This is a genomic window from Roseivirga thermotolerans, from assembly GCF_014653175.1.
Taxonomy (GTDB): domain Bacteria; phylum Bacteroidota; class Bacteroidia; order Cytophagales; family Cyclobacteriaceae; genus Roseivirga; species Roseivirga thermotolerans.
Window position 1 is genome coordinate 468240 of record NZ_BNAG01000001.1, and the last position, 16695, is coordinate 484934.

16 protein-coding genes are annotated in these 16695 nt (G+C 44.0%); 5 read left to right on the forward strand and 11 right to left on the reverse strand.

All coding sequences use genetic code 11. The features are described 5' to 3' along the window. Positions 1-96: 96 nt before the first annotated feature. Both IE164_RS02120 and IE164_RS02125 read left to right on the forward strand, forming a co-directional pair. A complete protein-coding gene (locus tag IE164_RS02120) occupies positions 97-744 on the forward strand; it encodes an AlbA family DNA-binding domain-containing protein (protein ID WP_189628533.1) in 648 nt (215 codons plus the stop codon). Between the two features lie 3 nt (positions 745-747). Then, complete coding sequence (locus IE164_RS02125) at positions 748-1299, forward strand: lipid-binding SYLF domain-containing protein (protein WP_189628534.1); 552 nt, start codon at positions 748-750, stop codon at positions 1297-1299. A gap of 117 nt (positions 1300-1416) precedes the next feature. Here IE164_RS02125 and IE164_RS02130 read toward each other — a convergent pair whose 3' ends face one another. The 4 genes from IE164_RS02130 to IE164_RS02145 are packed head-to-tail and all read right to left on the reverse strand — an operon-like array spanning position 1417 to position 4243. Continuing rightward, on the reverse strand, positions 1417-1740 hold the full coding sequence (locus tag IE164_RS02130; RefSeq protein WP_189628535.1) for a heavy metal-binding domain-containing protein: 324 nt from the start codon (positions 1738-1740) through the stop codon (positions 1417-1419). Positions 1741-1785: 45 nt separating this feature from the next. Continuing rightward, on the reverse strand, positions 1786-2292 hold the full coding sequence (locus IE164_RS02135; protein WP_189628536.1) for a cupin domain-containing protein: 507 nt from the start codon (positions 2290-2292) through the stop codon (positions 1786-1788). Between the two features lie 50 nt (positions 2293-2342). Continuing rightward, complete coding sequence (locus IE164_RS02140; RefSeq protein ID WP_229838486.1) at positions 2343-3356, reverse strand: phosphotransferase enzyme family protein; 1014 nt, start codon at positions 3354-3356, stop codon at positions 2343-2345. Then, the gene (locus IE164_RS02145; protein ID WP_189628538.1) at positions 3353-4243 is read right to left on the reverse strand and encodes a nucleotidyltransferase family protein; all 891 of its coding nucleotides are present in this window, start codon (positions 4241-4243) and stop codon (positions 3353-3355) included. Before IE164_RS02145 ends, IE164_RS02140 begins: the two co-directional genes overlap by 4 nt. 205 nt (positions 4244-4448) lie before the next feature. Between IE164_RS02145 and IE164_RS02150 the strand changes: the two genes are divergently transcribed. The 3 genes from IE164_RS02150 to IE164_RS02160 all read left to right on the forward strand — a co-directional run bounded on the left by IE164_RS02150 (position 4449) and on the right by IE164_RS02160 (position 9026). Beyond that, complete coding sequence (locus IE164_RS02150) at positions 4449-6224, forward strand: sodium:solute symporter family protein (RefSeq protein ID WP_189629266.1); 1776 nt, start codon at positions 4449-4451, stop codon at positions 6222-6224. Positions 6225-6972: 748 nt separating this feature from the next. Then, complete coding sequence (locus tag IE164_RS02155; RefSeq protein WP_189628539.1) at positions 6973-8322, forward strand: PhoH family protein; 1350 nt, start codon at positions 6973-6975, stop codon at positions 8320-8322. Between the two features lie 284 nt (positions 8323-8606). Beyond that, the gene (locus tag IE164_RS02160; RefSeq protein ID WP_189628540.1) at positions 8607-9026 is read left to right on the forward strand and encodes a hypothetical protein; all 420 of its coding nucleotides are present in this window, start codon (positions 8607-8609) and stop codon (positions 9024-9026) included. 61 nt (positions 9027-9087) lie between these two features. On the opposite strand, the gene IE164_RS02165 is transcribed toward IE164_RS02160, so the two are convergent. The 7 genes from IE164_RS02165 to IE164_RS02195 form a co-directional block, all read right to left on the reverse strand. After that, positions 9088-10374, reverse strand: a complete 1287-nt coding sequence (locus tag IE164_RS02165; protein WP_189628541.1) for a serine hydrolase domain-containing protein — start codon at positions 10372-10374, stop codon at positions 9088-9090. Between the two features lie 106 nt (positions 10375-10480). Next, positions 10481-11251, reverse strand: a complete 771-nt coding sequence (locus IE164_RS02170) for a DUF547 domain-containing protein (RefSeq protein WP_189628542.1) — start codon at positions 11249-11251, stop codon at positions 10481-10483. A gap of 124 nt (positions 11252-11375) precedes the next feature. Beyond that, positions 11376-12080 (reverse strand): Dph6-related ATP pyrophosphatase, encoded by a 705-nt coding sequence (locus IE164_RS02175; protein WP_189628543.1) that lies wholly within the window; start codon positions 12078-12080, stop codon positions 11376-11378. 12 nt (positions 12081-12092) lie between these two features. Next, the gene (locus IE164_RS02180; protein ID WP_229838488.1) at positions 12093-12761 is read right to left on the reverse strand and encodes a Dph6-related ATP pyrophosphatase; all 669 of its coding nucleotides are present in this window, start codon (positions 12759-12761) and stop codon (positions 12093-12095) included. Next, positions 12762-14633 (reverse strand): TonB-dependent receptor plug domain-containing protein, encoded by a 1872-nt coding sequence (locus IE164_RS02185; protein ID WP_189628544.1) that lies wholly within the window; start codon positions 14631-14633, stop codon positions 12762-12764. After that, the gene (locus IE164_RS02190) at positions 14620-15630 is read right to left on the reverse strand and encodes an ABC transporter ATP-binding protein (RefSeq protein ID WP_189628545.1); all 1011 of its coding nucleotides are present in this window, start codon (positions 15628-15630) and stop codon (positions 14620-14622) included. Before IE164_RS02190 ends, IE164_RS02185 begins: the two co-directional genes overlap by 14 nt. Then, entirely contained in the window at positions 15630-16682 is a 1053-nt protein-coding gene (locus IE164_RS02195) for a FecCD family ABC transporter permease (protein WP_229838489.1), read from the reverse strand. The genes IE164_RS02190 and IE164_RS02195 overlap by 1 nt, the downstream gene beginning before the upstream one ends. Positions 16683-16695: the final 13 nt, after the last annotated feature.

Consider the following 16695-nt stretch of genomic DNA (forward strand, 5'->3'; position numbering starts at 1 on the left):
TTTAGCTTAAACATAGGGATGTAATTGTGTGAAAACATTCTATAAGTTATTAATAATCAGGCACAAGAAAAACTCAAAAATCAAAATCCAAATGCTTTGAATCCAAAAGAATTGAGCATACTTGCCCGGCAGGGCGAAGGACAAAGTCTGGAGTTTAAAAAAAAGGCCAACCACCCCGATAAGATAGTGAGGGAGTTGGTAGCCTTTGCCAATTCTGCAGGAGGTGTATTGCTTTTGGGGGTAGATGACGATGGCACTCTCAGTGGAACGCGGGATATTGAGGATGAGGCATTTGTGATTGAGAAGGCTATTAAAGAGCTCATCAGGCCTCAACTTCCGTATGAGGTATCGCTTGTTGCTCTCACCGAAAAAAAGGGAGTGGCCGTATTTAAAATTCCGGAAAGTCGGAAGAAACCTCATTTTGTAAGGGAGCACCCCGGCACACGAAAAGGAGTGGCTTATGTGCGGGTGAAAGATGAGAGCATAAAGGCTAGTCGTGAAATGCGTGAGATTATGCAAAGGAGGCTGCGCAACAAAGACATTCAATTTACCTATGGCGAGCAGGAAAAAGTTCTGCTCAACTATTTGGCCGAGCATGAACACGTTAGCCTGATTGATTTCGTTAGGTTGGTGCGCGTGCCTAAATTTGTAGCCTCCAGAACTCTGGTACGGCTGGTATTGGCCAATGTTATTGACATTGTTCCTACCCCAAAAGGAGATATTTATATGGCTAAAACAACTTAAATCATGAGAAAGATTACTGTTTTAATTCTGGTTGTAGGCTTTTTTTTCTCGGCCCTTAACACCTCTGTGGCTCAGAGGAGAAAAAAGGAAAAATACGATGTAAAAGCGGCTGCAACTACCATAGCTGATTTTAAGAAAGCCGATGCGGGCATTGCGGCCTTCTTCAATAACTCCTATGGCTACGCGGTGTTTCCCTCTATTGGCAAAGGAGCCATAGGGGTTGGAGGCGCAGCCGGTAAGGGAGTTGTCTATCGCAATGGTGAAGTTACCGGAGGGGTGAACATGACCCAAATTTCTATAGGTTTTCAGTTTGGCGGACAAGCCTACAGTGAGGTGATCTTTTTTGAAGATGCTGATGCCTATACTCGATTCATTGAAAACGAGCTGCAATTGGCCGCCCAGGCATCGGCTGTTGCACTAAAATCCGGAATAAGTGCGAATGCCAAATATACGGATGGGGTAGCCGTGTTCACTATGGCTAAAGGAGGTCTGATGTATGAAGCCTCTATTGGTGGACAGAAGTTTAAGTTTATTCCGCTCGATAAAGTGAGATAAAATTGAGTCGTCCGACCGCTTTGAGAAGCAGAACGGCTCCATCCCAAAATAAAAGCCACTCTTTTCAGAGTGGCTTTACGGATAGAAAACACTTGTTAAACTAGACTATATCACAAGTTATTTTTCGTAAGTCACAGCCGTGCCGCTGGCGGTTACCATTAGCATGCTTGCGTTATGACCAATGGTCTCATAATCCAAATCAATGCCCACTACCGCATTGGCTCCTAAAGATTGAGCGTTGTATTGAAGCTCCTTAAGAGCCCCATCTTTTGCTTCTCTCAAAACCCGCTCGTAAGTGCCCGAACGCCCTCCTACCAAGTCCGTAATACTGGCAAAAATGTCTTTAAACAAGTTGGCACCTATTATGGCTTCGCCCGTTACTACTCCATGATATTTGGTAATGGTGTGTCCTTCTATAGAAGGGGTTGTAGATAAAATCATCTGTTAGCTATTTTGTTTACTTTCTGGGTTCTCTTTAGCAGAAAACTATGACTGATTATTCGTGAACCGGTCAATTAGGGTTTGATGCTGCGGATAAGCGGACGATAGTTCGGTGCGATCGGCCAATTCAAAATCTTCGAACTCAAAGCCGGGAGAAACAGTACAACCCACCAACACATAATCTGCCTCTATGACCTCTGCTGCAAACCAGGTGCCACGCGGAATTACCAACTGAAAGCTTTGCGACCTCTCCAGGTCAGGCCCCAACACGTGCTCAGAGGTAGTGCCATCCTTATGAATAAAATGCACCTTTACTGATCCTCCGAAATGATAATGCCAGATTTCATCTGACGCCAACCGATGAAAGTTAGAAACACTTTCTACGGTCAATAAAAAATAAATAGACGTACCAAATACCCTCCCTGTTTTGTACCGGTCCGGAAGCTTAGTTTCATGGAGTTTTTCTTTAGATCGATAGGTTTCTGCAAAAAAACCTCCTTCGGGATGCTTTTCAAGATTGAGTTTTTCAATCCAATACTGCGCGTTTTTCATCTATACATGAGTTGAGAGGCTTGAAAGATGCTAAATGAAACGCAGATTTGCTAGGCCATAGAAGAGGCCATCAGTTCCAAAATGGTCAGTTGGTTTCGGGCTCTGCTTAAGTTTTCCTTTTCGTGGCTCACTTTATAGTAAATATCTCCGTTGAGGTAGTCGGTTAAGAAACGAACGGCCATAATATAAGTCATATACAGACCACCAAAAGGAAGTGACTCTATCTCTATGGGTTTTAAAACCCCGCTGCACGCTTCCACAAAGGGGTTGACAATGGCATGAAAACGCTCCTTGCTAAAGGATAGACTTTCCAGGTTCTCCCTGTTTTCCGGCACATTAAAGAGCATAGACCTTAGCATATCTCCCAGGTCGAACAAGGCATATCCGGGGCCAACCGTATCGAGATCAACCACTTTTAAAAATCGGCTGTCGGGTTTAGAAAGCAGACAGTTGCCGGCCTTGGCATCATTATGACAAATCCTGAGGGGCAAGCCCTCATCCACCAGTTTATCGAAGCGGGCCGCAATCCAATTGAATTGTTGCACCTGCCCTACTTCGGCCAGTACGCTTTCCAATCGCCCTGCTGCATTAGCTTCTAGGGCTGCCTGCAATTGCCTCAAACGAAGGTGGAGGTCATGAAAATGCGGAATACTTTCTGTGTACTTTTCAAGGGGCTGGGAGCCAAACTGTGCGGTAAAGCATCCAAAACCTGTTGAAACCTCTCTCAACTCATTGGGTTGTAATTCATTGGGAGAATAGCTGTTGGGTACAAATTCCTGCAGGCGCCACCAGTGTTCTCCATCGAATTCATGATAGTTACCTCCGGTTCCCCGCAAATGTTTAGCAAAAAGTTCGGGGGCATGGGCTAGTAGGGCCCTCAGGTTGCCTTCAATCACCTGTGGTGTTTTAAAAACGCTGGTATTTAAACGCTGGAGCAAATATGACTTACCTTCTGCCTGAACCAAAAAAGAGTCGTTAATGTGCCCCAAACCAAAAGGAGCAATCGAATCGACTGCTCCTTGTAAGGCAAAGTATTGTAAGCCCTTTAGGGCATTTTCCATCATTTTATTTCTTTCGGGTATAGTCCATCGGCAATCATCTTGTTGATTCCCGCAACCACGTGTTCCTTATCTTCCTTGTAGGTCACGCCCAACCAGGAGGCCGTAGTTGGCACTACCTTCACCACAGCCTTGCCCTCTTTCATTAAGTTACCAACCTCTACGGGCATAAAGCATTCGGCTTTTGGGTCTTCATTGTTTTGCTGCACAAACTCAATAAACTTTTCTTCGAAGAGGGGCAAAACCGAAGGAGGAAACCCAAAGAAATTCATAGATACATAAGTGTTGGGGCTTAATTCATGCCGCTGGCCACCCTCCTGGTAAGAAATAACTCCATTTTCTTTACCAATTGCCAACGTCTCTTTAATACCAATGAGATGCATATTATCATCGACCTGACACACTCCACGGTTTACGGTGCCATGATCTGAAAGTGTGTTTTCCAATTTATAACCCATTATGAGGTACTCATTGTCCTTGAGGTTTTTCATGGCGTCCACTACCTCAGCAAAAGACTCTTGCCCATAGTAATCATCGGCATTAATTACCACAAAAGGTTCATTGATGAGGTGCCTGGCAGCCAACACCGCATGAGTAGTTCCCCATGGCTTTTTCCGATTGGCCTCATAAGCTGCCGTGTGCTTAGTATATTCATTCTGAAAGGCGTACTCCATTTTTATCTTGCCTTTGAACCTTTCCTTATAGTGGTTTTCAAAAGCTTCTTTCAGATCTGTTCTTATAATAAACACTACTTTGGTAAAGCCTGCCTCAATGGCATCGTGTATGGAGTAATCCATTATGATTTCACCATTTGGGCCAATACCGTCTAGCTGTTTGTTTCCTCCATAACGGCTACCCATACCTGCTGCTAATACCACTAGTGTTAAATCCATAATGTGCTGTTAAAAATTTCTATTATTGTTGGTTCGAAAATGAACAAAAACTTCAGACAAATCAATTTAAGCTTTGATAAAATCTGTCGGGGTTTTAATAAAATGAAGTTAATCTTGTAAGTTGAACACCGCCCAAGAGGAATTGAGGGGGCATACTCAGGTATTCCTTGTTTCTCAAAAGGCCAACCACTTTTTATTTGCAGCTATGAATATTTCCACCATCGACTGGATCATTATTGTTCTTTTCTTTCTTGTCTTTTTGGCCATTGGTTTAAAGGTCTCTCGCAAAGCCGGTTCGTCTTCTAAAGAGTTCTTTTTATCGGGCCGTAATATGCCGTGGTGGTTGCTGGGTGTTTCTATGGTAGCCACAACATTTTCGGCCGATACGCCTAATCTGGTGACAGATATTGTAAGACAAAACGGTGTGGCCGGCAACTGGACCTGGTGGGCCTTCCTTATTACCGGTATGCTCACGGTATTCATTTATGCAAAACTGTGGCGTAAATCTGGGGTTCTTACAGACCTGGAGTTTTACGAAAAACGCTATTCCGGCAAAGAAGCTGCCTTTTTAAGAGGCTTCAGAGCCATCTATCTAGGTGTATTCTTTAATGTAATGATTATGGCCTCAGTGTCTTTGGCGGCCATTAAAATAGGAGAAGTTATGTTTGGGCTGGAGCCCTGGAAAACAGTGGTATATGCCTCGGTAATCACAGTAGCCTACAGTTCTCTTGGCGGGCTTCGTGGGGTAATACTCACAGATTTCCTGCAATTTTTAGTGGCCATGGTGGGCTCGGTGGCGGCAGCCATTTACATTGTTAACCTACCTGAAGTTGGCGGCCTAACTGCCTTGTTGGAAAAACCGGAGGTTGCTTCTAAGCTCAACTTAATTCCAAGTTTTTCGAATCGTGAGCTCTTCATTACCCTCTTAGTAATTCCGCTGGCGGTTCAATGGTGGAGCGTGTGGTATCCCGGAGCTGAACCTGGCGGAGGAGGCTATATTGCTCAAAGAATGCTTTCGTCAAAAAATGAAAAGCATGCCGTTTCGGCTACCTTTCTGTTCAACATAACGCACTATGCCCTTAGGCCATGGCCTTGGATATTGATTGCCTTGGCCTCATTGGTAGTGTACCCCGATTTGGCCTCAATTCGAGAGGCCTTTCCCTCAATTAGTGAGGGGAAGATCGGACATGACCTAGGCTATTCGGCCATGTTGCTTACTTTACCCAAAGGACTTTTGGGTATTGTCATTGCTTCGCTTATTGCGGCCTATATGTCTACTATTTCAACCCACCTCAACTGGGGCTCTTCATATGTAGCTTTCGACTTTTATCAGAGGTTTGTAAAACCGGATGCGACAGAAAAGGAACTGGTAAATGTAGGGCGTATTTCTACTGTGGTGCTTATGGTTCTGGCGGGCCTTTTTGCTTTGGTACTCACCAGTGCCTACGATGCCTTCCAGATTCTCTTATCCATTGGTGCCGGTACCGGTTCTATTTTTATTTTACGCTGGTTTTGGTGGAGAATTAATGCCTATTCAGAAATTGCAGGAATGGTGGTTTCATTTATCCTGGCCCTGTTATTTAAGTTTGGCCCTGAGTCTCTTACCTCTATTCCCAGCGAATACCAGTTGCTGCTTAGCGTAGGCATTACTACTCTTGCCTGGGTGAGTGTAACACTACTTACCAAACCCACCGATTACCAAACCTTGTTACAATTCTTCAATTTGGTAAAACCCTACGGCATTGGCTGGAACGGGCTGAAAAAACAAGCCTTTGATAGAGGTGAGAAACCTGCTGAGGGCACCGGTAAATTTAGCGTAGACCTTTTGGCAATCTTCCTGGGAATTATCATCGTATATGCTGCTCTCTTCTCGGTTGGCATGTTCATTTATGGCGAAACCCTGAATGCCGTAGTGCTATTGATCATTGCTCTGGCAGCTACCCTGTTGTTAAGAAATGCCTGGAAGAAACTGAGCTTCTAGCCTCCACGAGCTCCTTAGCAAGGGAGGGTTAAAAAAAACGATAGGACATTGGCCTCCTGTTCAAGTTTAAGTTTGATTGTAAAAGTTGCGGAAGAACCTCTAAGACAAAACTCAAGGTGAGATCGAAGTTCTTACTTGAGCAGGAATTGGGCGATAGGTTAGAGTTGGTTTGTTCAAAGTGCCGTGAGAAACGGCCCGTTCGAATTAAGGCACTAAATGCTGTAATTGACCCTTTCTGGATGATTCTGTTCGTGAGCATATTCCTTCTTTCTGATTACCTTCTCGTGAGTTTCCTCTATGAAAATTATTGGAGACCAGATGTTCTCCTATTCAATAAATCCATCTCTCTATTGTTTTTTGGACTTCTATTACCCATTGTCTTACTGATTTTCATTTTAAAGAGAATCGCAAACTTCAAGGATTACTTAAACCGTCATAACTCAACCATCTCCTTGGTAAAGAAGACCATCAAATAACAGAATCAGAGATAAAGAATTGAAGGAGTTTGACTACCACCCTCTAAGGTCTAATAATCAACAGATTGAGTTTGAGATGGAAAACGCTATCAAAGAAATTCAAAACTATATCTCGTCATGAGTCTGGCCTCACGCAGCCAGCAGGCTGCAGGTATACAGGCTGGACGAGGTCAAATTATTTCTATGTTAATAGTGATCGATATGCTTGTTTGCTCCGAATATTTACTAATTTAAAACAACGTTCTATTCATTGTTGATTTCCAAATTGTAGTATGCCGAGAGCGAAGAAGACCGACCGGAAGATATTTGTTTTAGACACCTCCGTTATCCTTTACGAACACATTGCCATCATGAATTTTGAGGAGCACGACATTGGGCTCCCCATTACCGTGCTTGAAGAACTGGATCAGTTTAAAAAGGGAAACGACACCAAAAACTTTGAAGCCCGCGAGTTTACTCGTTTGCTCGACAAGCTGGCTAAAGACAAGTCGCTCCAGGACTGGATTCCTCTAAATGGAAAAACCCGCGGCAGTTTTAAGGTAGTAATGGAGGCCGGAAGCGGTGAAAGTGCCCTCGATGCTAATGTGATTTTTGGAGAAAAAAAGAACGACCACCGAATACTCAATGCAGCTTTGCGACTCAAGGAGGAACATCCGGACCGTAAGGTTATATTGGTATCTAAAGACATTAACCTGCGCATGAAGGCCAAGTCTATTGGCTTACCGGCCGAGGACTACGAAACCGGAAAAATTAAAAATGTCGATTCACTTCGCAAAGGCAAGATTGAAATTGAGAAGATCGACTCTGAACTCATCAATCATTTGTATGAAGATGGCACTTTAGCACCCAAAGAGGTTCTTAAATCTAAGAAGCCGCAGCCCAATCAGTATTTTATACTCAAGAGCGATAAAAACTCGGTATTGGCCTATTATAACTCAATGGAACAAACCATTGAGAAAGTAGATAAACGACCTGTATCCGGAATAAAGCCCAAAAATGCTGAGCAAACCTTTGCCATTCATGCCATTATGAACCCCGAAGTAAAGCTCGTTACTATTCAGGGAGTGGCGGGTACCGGTAAAACGTTGCTTACCCTTGCCGGAGCCCTGGAACAGCGCAGAGAGTACAAACAAATATATCTGGCCAGGCCCATAGTACCTTTGAGCAACAAAGATATAGGGTACCTGCCGGGAGACATTAAGTCTAAGCTGAACCCCTATATGGAGCCTCTTTGGGACAATCTAAAGTTTATTCAAAACCAGTATAAGGAAACGGACAAAGAGTTTAAGGCCATTACCGAAATGGTGAATAAGGAAAAGCTCTTGATTACCCCATTGGCTTATATTCGAGGTAGAAGCCTCTCGAATATCTTCTTTATAGTAGATGAGGCTCAAAACCTTACACCGCACGAAATCAAGACTATTATTACCCGGGCCGGTGAAAACACCAAAATTGTGTTTACCGGAGACGTTCATCAAATAGATACGCCCTATCTCGATTCTCAATCCAATGGGCTTTCATATCTCATTGACAGGGTACAAGACCACCCTTTATACGCTCATATTACACTTGAAAAAGGTGAGAGATCGGAGCTGGCCAACTTAGCGAATGAGTTACTCTAGGTTTATGAGGCTCTAAACAATCGGCTAAAAGGGTAGTTGGAATCTGAATAGTGCTGATTGCTCCTCTAAACCGACCGTGTCCTTTTCAACACAAAAAACCTAATGCCGTCACCTACAATTAGCCGGCCCACCCGGACAGTTGTGTACTATTTTCAACCAAAGGGTGTACGATAATCGTACACAATTTTTCGTTCACAATCGTACAATCATTTATTAAGCGTTGATTTTCAGTGACTTGCAAGTATTGGCACAGCGCTTGACTAAATAGTGGCATAGGTCAAAAAATGAAAAACAACATTAACAATACGGTCATGAATAGCTCAAAGGTCAATACTCAAAATAACTCAAGAAGAACAATCAAGAACATCAGCTCACTAATTGCAATGGCTTTAGCCATGGTCACTCTGTTTCAGGCAAGTGCTGATAAACCCGGTAAAGCAGACCTTAGAATGTCTGCACTGGAAAGCAGCACCTTGCTAGAAATTGAGGCTTCTTTCAATGAGGCAGAAGAGATGAGTCTGGAAGAAATTGTGTTGGAAGAACTTGCCTTAGAATCTACTGAAGGGGTGAAGGTTTTCGATAGCAATGGTGAACTTCTTGCCTCTGGCAATCCTACAACAGATTCTTCTTTGAGAGGCTTGGTGAACAAAGCTGACTACTTAGCCAGTTTTGGCAGCAAAAAATACTACCGCCTGGCGGAATAAAAAACACAGTTTTAGTTAGGGTTAATTTTGGTTGAAGCCAGTCTGCAAAGACTGGCTTTTCCTATTCTGATACCTCGAACAAATCGTGAGAGGGCCAGCTTTTCACTAGCTTTATTCCTTCCCGAATGGCCCATCGGCTGGTACCCGGAAAACTCCCTCTTCGTGGAGTAGTATTGGCCACAATTACCCATGAGTATCCTTTTTCATCGCGGGTAAGCAGGGCCGAGGTTCCGGAAAGTGTTCCGGTTCTCCACCAGTGCTCTCCTCTAGTGCTTCTCCAGCCAAGTGGCTGGTTTATGCCTCCTACTCCATTGACCATCTTGTTAATCAGATCTTTGCTAAGAATGTCTTTGTATCTTCTTGAATAACCGTCTACCAACACCAGCACCCTCATTAAGTCTACCGAGTTGGCCAACCAGCCACCTGCAGGTCCAAGCATCTCAATATCATCGGCACCATAGGGCTTATACACCATTTTACCGGAGCCGGTAAATGACAGTTGTTGGTTGTCTACACTGTAGTCGTAATACTTTACCTCGTTTTTCTTACGGTCTTTCTCAAAGTTGCCGGCAATGGCCATGTTTTTAATACCGTTGGGCTCCAAAATATGGTCAATTACCCATTCTTCATAGTCATCGCCTGTTACTTCCTCTATAACCCTGCCCAAAAGACAATAACCAAAATTGGAATAGTCGAAGCGTGTACCGGGCCTGTAAGGCAAATGTCTTGTGAGTACAAACCTTACCACATCATCGAACTCTATGGGGTAGCTCACCTTATCCATCTTGTGGATTTTATGGGGAATAAACATAGGGTCTCCGTAGGTGATGAGGCTCCAGCCCCCGGTATGATTGAGCAGGTGCTTTACTTTAATTTGATATACGTTCCGGTTCTGTATCTTATCGTAAGGTTTCCCCTTTAGAATTCCTTTTTCGCCAAACACATAGTCATCTAAGGAGAGTTTGCCTTCATCTACCAATTTGAGCACTGCAATGGCTGTAATAAGTTTGGAAACAGAGCCTATTCTAAACCGGTGATAGGGCTCAACTTTTACTTTATTTTCTTTATCGGCATATCCAAAACCTTTGGCATATACCAGTCGCTCGTCTTTAACCAGTGCTACCGTGGCTCCTTCAATACGCAGGTTTCGCATAACCCGGTTTACCATAGAGTCCATTGGAGCGAGAGCAGGAAGGCTGGAGTGCTTATTAGTGAGAGGCACCCGGGCAGGTGCTTCAGTGATTGATTCAGGCTTATACGGGGTATTGGGCTTTCTTTTTATTGCGGTGAACAGGAAAACCGCAACTAGTAAAAAGAGTGCTGAAATCAGCCATTTTTTGTTATGCATAGTTCGTTTCGACCTTTTCGAAAGCTACAATTATAAGAAATAAAAGCATGAAAAAAGACCGCAGGTCTTACGGTCTTTCTTAAACAATATATCACTCTACTTTCAACTATTTAATTTCATTTAGCGTCCAGTTATAATCCATATGATTTACATCGGCATCGGCATTTATTTTGGTCTTGGCGTATCGGTTCAAAAACTCTATCAGGCTTTGTCCTTTGGTAAAATCTCCTTTAAACCAGTTGAAAATTTGTGAGATAGTAACTTTGTCTTTAGCGATTTTGTTTCGCACCGAATCGTTGATGAACTGGCGAGCTTGTTCATCGAGTTGCCGGTCTATTTTTTCGGCCACAAAAGCTTCGTTTCTTAAGGGAGGGCAGGAAAAGGAAGCACAGTTCACTGCAAAGTGTATTCTTGGCTCTTCAAAGTCTTTTCTCAATATTTTGTGTTCTATTCTGTCCAGGCTAAAGTCTTCACCCCCAATTTGAAACCACTTTTTTGTCCACACTGTGTTTACGGTAGGTATGGCTAAGGTTGGGTTCAAATCTTTGATGCTTTCAATGGGGTAGTTGTCTACAATTAACTTCACCGTGAAGGCATTATAGGCGTTGATCCAATAGGCCAGTTTTTCTTTGTCGGTCCAGCTGGCAGATGGAGGGTTGTTGCTTAGTTCCCGGGTATAGGCGTTGAGTTTATCTTTGTCTTTCAACATGCCCTTATAGTTTACAAAACCTTCTTTATTCACGTGTTTTTGAAGTAAGTCGGTCCACAGGGAGTGATTGGGCTTTTGTTCGTTGGCGCTGGCAAAACTATTCTGCTTACCGGTGCAGGCCATTAACAGTATTATCACCAATAGAAGGAGTATATTCTTGTTTCTCATAACTCTCATTTGAAAGGATAACTGATATACGCAGTAAGTGGTTGCGACAGACTTAAATGCGACCAGTAAAGTGTCGGCTTATTGACCTCTAAGCTACAATGAAAAACGGTTGCCTGACTGCATACTACAAGACAGGAATCAGCTCTTGAAAGTAATATGTAGCTTTTTCGCCTATTTGTCGGTTGATGTCGTACGTTTTGGCCACTACCTCCTTCTTCTCGAAGGCAATGGGTTCTTTAAAAAGTGGGCCTTCAAATACAAAGGTGTGAAACTCTCCATTTTCTCCGCAAGGGTCTACGTTGGCGGGCAAATCATTCAGAAAGGATTCATTGAGCTCTCTGCCAACAAAAGAAGCATCAAGTTTGCGCCCGTCTACGGCTACCACGATTGTGCGAAAACCCAGACTCAGAAACTCACGGACTAGTGTAGGGGTATGATGTTGCCATAGAGGGAAATGAGCCTTCATGCCCTCCTGTTGCAATTTGTTTTCTCGATAGGTCTTTAAATCTTCTAAAAAAATGTCTCCAAAAACAGAAGTACTTATTCCCTCGGCTTTAAAAGCCTTGAGTTGCTGTTGCATGAGGGAATCATATTCATGCATAGTGGCTTGTGCCGATAATTCTACTATGCGAAGGGGTAGTCCTATGGCTTGGGCCTGAGTTTTCAATAGTTCATCTCTTACTCCATGCATAGAAATACGCCTGGTTTGAGCATTGACTGTAGTTAATAAAGCACTTATGTTTAGTTGAGGGTCTTGCAAGGCACGGTAGAGTGCCAGGGCACTGTCTTTTCCTCCACTCCAATTAAAAAAGGCTTTTATCTGCTCCATGTCTCGGGTTGTTCAGCTTATCTCTAAAAAGGCGTATCCATTATGGTATTCAACACCCCCTATGGTCAGCTCCATTTTACTGTTGTGCAAGGGGCCATTCACTACAAAGGTGTGATATTCTCCATTCTCCCCGCAGGCATCGATACCCAGCTGCCCAAATTTATTCAGCAGCTTATGGTCTATGGTTTTACCCAAAATAGCATCGGCCCATTGTTCCTGGCACGAGACTATAAGGCATTGCATATTCAGTTCGAGCATTTGCAGTACTAAATCTCTTCTGCCCTTTTTCCACAATGGTAAATAGGCCTGAAGCCCGGCCGCTTTAGAAACTTTTTCTTCCCAGCTTCTATGCTCCTCTATATCTATATCGCCATATACGGCATGGGTAAGATCATATTCGGATTTCACGGCTTGAAGCCTGGCCACAAACCTGCTCTCATAGTTTGTCCATTCTGTCTCAATAAAAGTTATAGGTAGCCCTATGTTCATGGCCTGCATTTGCAATAGCTCTCTGGGAATACCATGAGACCGCGAGCGTTTTCCTGATTCGTTGAGTACATTGAGCAATACTTTGGGGCAGCCCCCTGAGGTGAGCGCTTTGCAGTAGGCAAGGTAGCTGTCCTTTCCTCCACTCCATGAGCAGAGGAAAGGCCAGCTAGGGTTGGACGACAATCGGCTCACTTAAAACCGAGCGGTTACTCCCAACGAAAAATTAACCGGACGGGTAGTGAACCCATAGGTACCCACAAAATCTTCGTCCAGAAGGTTGTATACTGCTCCCGATAGGAGAACATCTCCACCAAATAATTCATGAGAAATGTTGAGGTCCAACATATTGAATGCCTCTAGTTCTACTAAAAAAGGATCGGAGAAAATAGCCGCCTGACGTTCGCCAAAACGATTGTAAACTACACCAACTCTGGTTCCTTGCTGAAAACGGTAGGTAGCACTGAGTCCGTACTTCTGACTGGGTATTCTGTAAAACTGCGAGGGGTCTCCAAAATTGTAGTCGGCATAGTGAGCTGAAACTTGTAATGGCTCAATTATTTGCCAGGTAATATCTGCTTCAAAACCATCAATTTTACGCTCTCCCGTCACATTTTCATAACCACCGCCAATGTAGTTGCCCTGATTGTCGAAGCGAGAAACAAAATCGATAGCGTTCTCTTCCGTTCTGTTGAAGTACTCCGCATTGAGTGTGAATTTATCTGACAAATAGAGAGAGATACCAAACTCTAACGATTCGGTAGATTCGGCTTCAAGATTTGGGTTTCCGTAAAAGTTGGCAAACAATTGAAACAGGCTGGGAGCAACAAAAGCTGTTGAGTAAGAACCAAAGAGCTTTAACTTGTTTTCCTGATCCAGATTGAAGGTATAAACAGGATTAATCATGTACACAAGGTTGCTTCCATATTCGCTGTTGTTGTTTAAGCGAAGACCGGCATTGAGAGTAAGCCGTTCAGTGAGGTCGGCTGAAGCGTTAACGTAAGGGTCTATATTTGACTGGCCGGGCTGTTCATCACCATTTTCGAATTCGTAAGACTGATACTGCACTCCGGCAATGGTTTTTATTTTACCTGCAATTACATACTGGTTGTTTAAGTCCATTTGCAGGTTTTTTCCTTTTGCTACTGAAGGAAAGGCCGAAATAAACTCTCTTCTGATTCGGTTGAAGTTGGCTTTGAGACTTATGGTACCTCCATCGTACTTGTATTCCGGATGAACCCCAAAACTCACCTGTCTAATATCGAAACGATTGTCTCCATCAGAAAACGCTCCGTTGTCATACTCCGCTTCCATGTTTTCATAGGCCAGATTGGCCTCTAGCTTAAAGGATTCATTGAACTGATAGCCTAATCTGGTGCGGCCGGAGTACCTGAAAAATCCGTCATTCCCAAACTCCAGATTGGGGTCATTATCCTCCGCAGCACTTATACCTTCGCTGGTTGAAATTCCCCCTGCGGCCAAATAACTAAGGTTCCCCTCTTTGCCCTGAACCGTAAGGTTGGAGTTTGCTGTACGGAAAGAACCTACATCGTGAGAAAGCGTAGCTTTTGGTGAGTCACCATTGGCCTCTTTTAGTTTGATATTAATCACACCCGCAGCAGCATTGGTACCATAAAGCGTACTGGCTCCTCCCTTGAGTACTTCTATGTATTCAATGGCGCTGGCATTGAGTAATCTGAGATCGTAGTCATTGGCAATTGAAGAGGCATCATTAATGGGCAACCCATCGATGAGCACTAGTGTATGGCGATTGCGGCCTCCTCTTATGCTATATTCCAGGTTGCTACCAGGAGTTCCAAAAACACCATTCACGTTGATCCCCGGAAGTGCATTAATGAGATCGGCTACGGTGCGGCCAGCCATGTGCTCAATATCTTTGGCAGTAATCTTATAAATTACTTTTCCGGATTTTTCGATTGGTGTCTCAAAACGATTGCCGGTTACCACAACCTCACCGAGGTCCTTGGCCTTGTTTTCCTGAGCAACCATGGTGTGGCCGGAAACTGCCAGTAGAGCGCCCAATCCGAGAATTTTAGTCCATTTCATTTCCATATAGATTATCTAGTTGTTTAAGTAGTTCTTCAACAGTTTTAAACGATTTTGCATCAAGAGTCCATGTCCATGTCTCTTTGTGCTTGTTTACCCTAATCACTATTTGGGCTTCGCCTTCGGCAATCTGATGACCTGCTCTTTGTAAGGCTCTCTTTGTCCAGGTAACACCGGGTTGAGCACCTTCTACCTCTACTTCCAGACCCGGTAAGACCAAAGGCTTTTCAAAACGTGCCAATTCATGATTAAAAACCAACCCTTCGCGGGCAAAGGCCTTTTCCAGCTTCCCTTTCAACACCAGGTCTTCGGGAGTACCTTCTTCTACCGAGTGGCTATGAACAAGCCATAGTCTGTCGGCATAACCAATGGCCGATTCGATGTCGTGTGTAGAAAGAAGAATTGCTTTATTGGCCTCTCTGGCCAGCGATTTGAGTAAATGAAAAATTTCTATTCGGTTAGGAGAGTCCAAATGAGCGGTGGGTTCGTCCAGAATAATCAGGTCGGTTTGCTGAGCCAATGCTCTGGCTATCATTACTTTTTGTCTTTCACCATCACTCAATTCGCCAATGTGCCTATCAGCAAAAGGTAGTGTTCCGGTCACCTCTAAAGCCCATCGAATTATTTTTTTGTCGCCTTCGGTAAGGTTGCCCATCCAACTGGTATATGGAAAGCGCCCAAGGGCAACCAGTGCATAGGAAGTGAGGTTACCAGGGCTAACCCTATCGGTAAGTACCAGCGCCAGTTGCCTGGCCAACTGTTTGGCCGACACCTCTAAAAGCCTTGCTCCGTTGAGCCAGGTTTCTCCTTCCAGCGGTTTTTGAATGTTGGCAATGGTTCTTATGAGCGTAGATTTGCCACTACCATTGGGACCCAAAAGGCAGGTAAGCTCTCCTCGGCCGAGCGTTAGATTCAGGTTTTCCAGAACCTTGCTTGTTTTTGCCTTGGAAGCATAGCCTACGCACAACTGCCGAGTACTTAGTATCTGCTCTTTCATTAAAAACTCGACTTTAGGTTTCTTCTTTTCACAATGATCCAGATGACTATTGGAGAACCAATCATAGCGGTGATTGCATTGACCGGTAGCACCGTAGAACTACCCGGCACCTGAGAAATAATGTCGCAAAGCAGCATAAGAATAGCACCAACCAATACACAACATGGCACCAGAACACGGTGGTCCGATGTGTTTAAGAAGCTTCTGGTTAAATGGGGAACCGCTATTCCTACAAAACCAATTGGTCCGCAAAAACCGGTTATAGCTCCTGCTAAAACACTGGTTACCGCAATAATGAGCATTCTGGAGATGCGCACATTAAGCCCCATACTTTGTGCATAGTCTTCTCCCAAAAGCAGCACATTGAGTGTTTTGGAAAGAAGAAAAGTGGCCACAATACCCAAAGCCACAATAAGGCTCAGAACACCAAGCTGGTGGTTAGTAACTCCTCCAAGACTACCGAAAGTCCAGAGTATATATTCCTGTATTTGTTCCGGATCGGAGAAGTACTGCCATATGCTTACTACCGCTATGGTAATGTTGGCCACCATGATACCGACAATGAGCATAACAACATTGTCACGAATTCTATAGGAGATGGCCAAAATGATGAGTAATACCAGAAAAGCACCTATGGATGCCGCCAGAACAACCAGCCAGCTTCCTCCGATACCGAGGGAACGAATGGCAAAAGCGGTAGTAGCACTGCCGGCCGCCAACATTATAGCCGCTACTCCCAGGCTGGCTCCTGCTGTTATTCCTAATACCGATGGTCCTGCCAGCGGATTTCTAAAGAGTGTCTGCATTTGAAGCCCACCAACCGAAAGCGCTGCTCCCACCAGCACTGCGGTGATTGTTCGTGGTAACCTGATTTTGAGGATAATATTTTGCCAGGCTTCATTGTCTACCTCAAACCCCAAAAGAATTCTCGCTACTTCAGTTACAGGTATAGACACTGAACCCAGAGCAAGATTGAGCAAAAAAAGACTTATCACTGCTGCCAGAAGCAGTAAGAAAGCCTTAAGGCTAACAAGGGGTTTGGAATACATCATAGGACTGGAAAAA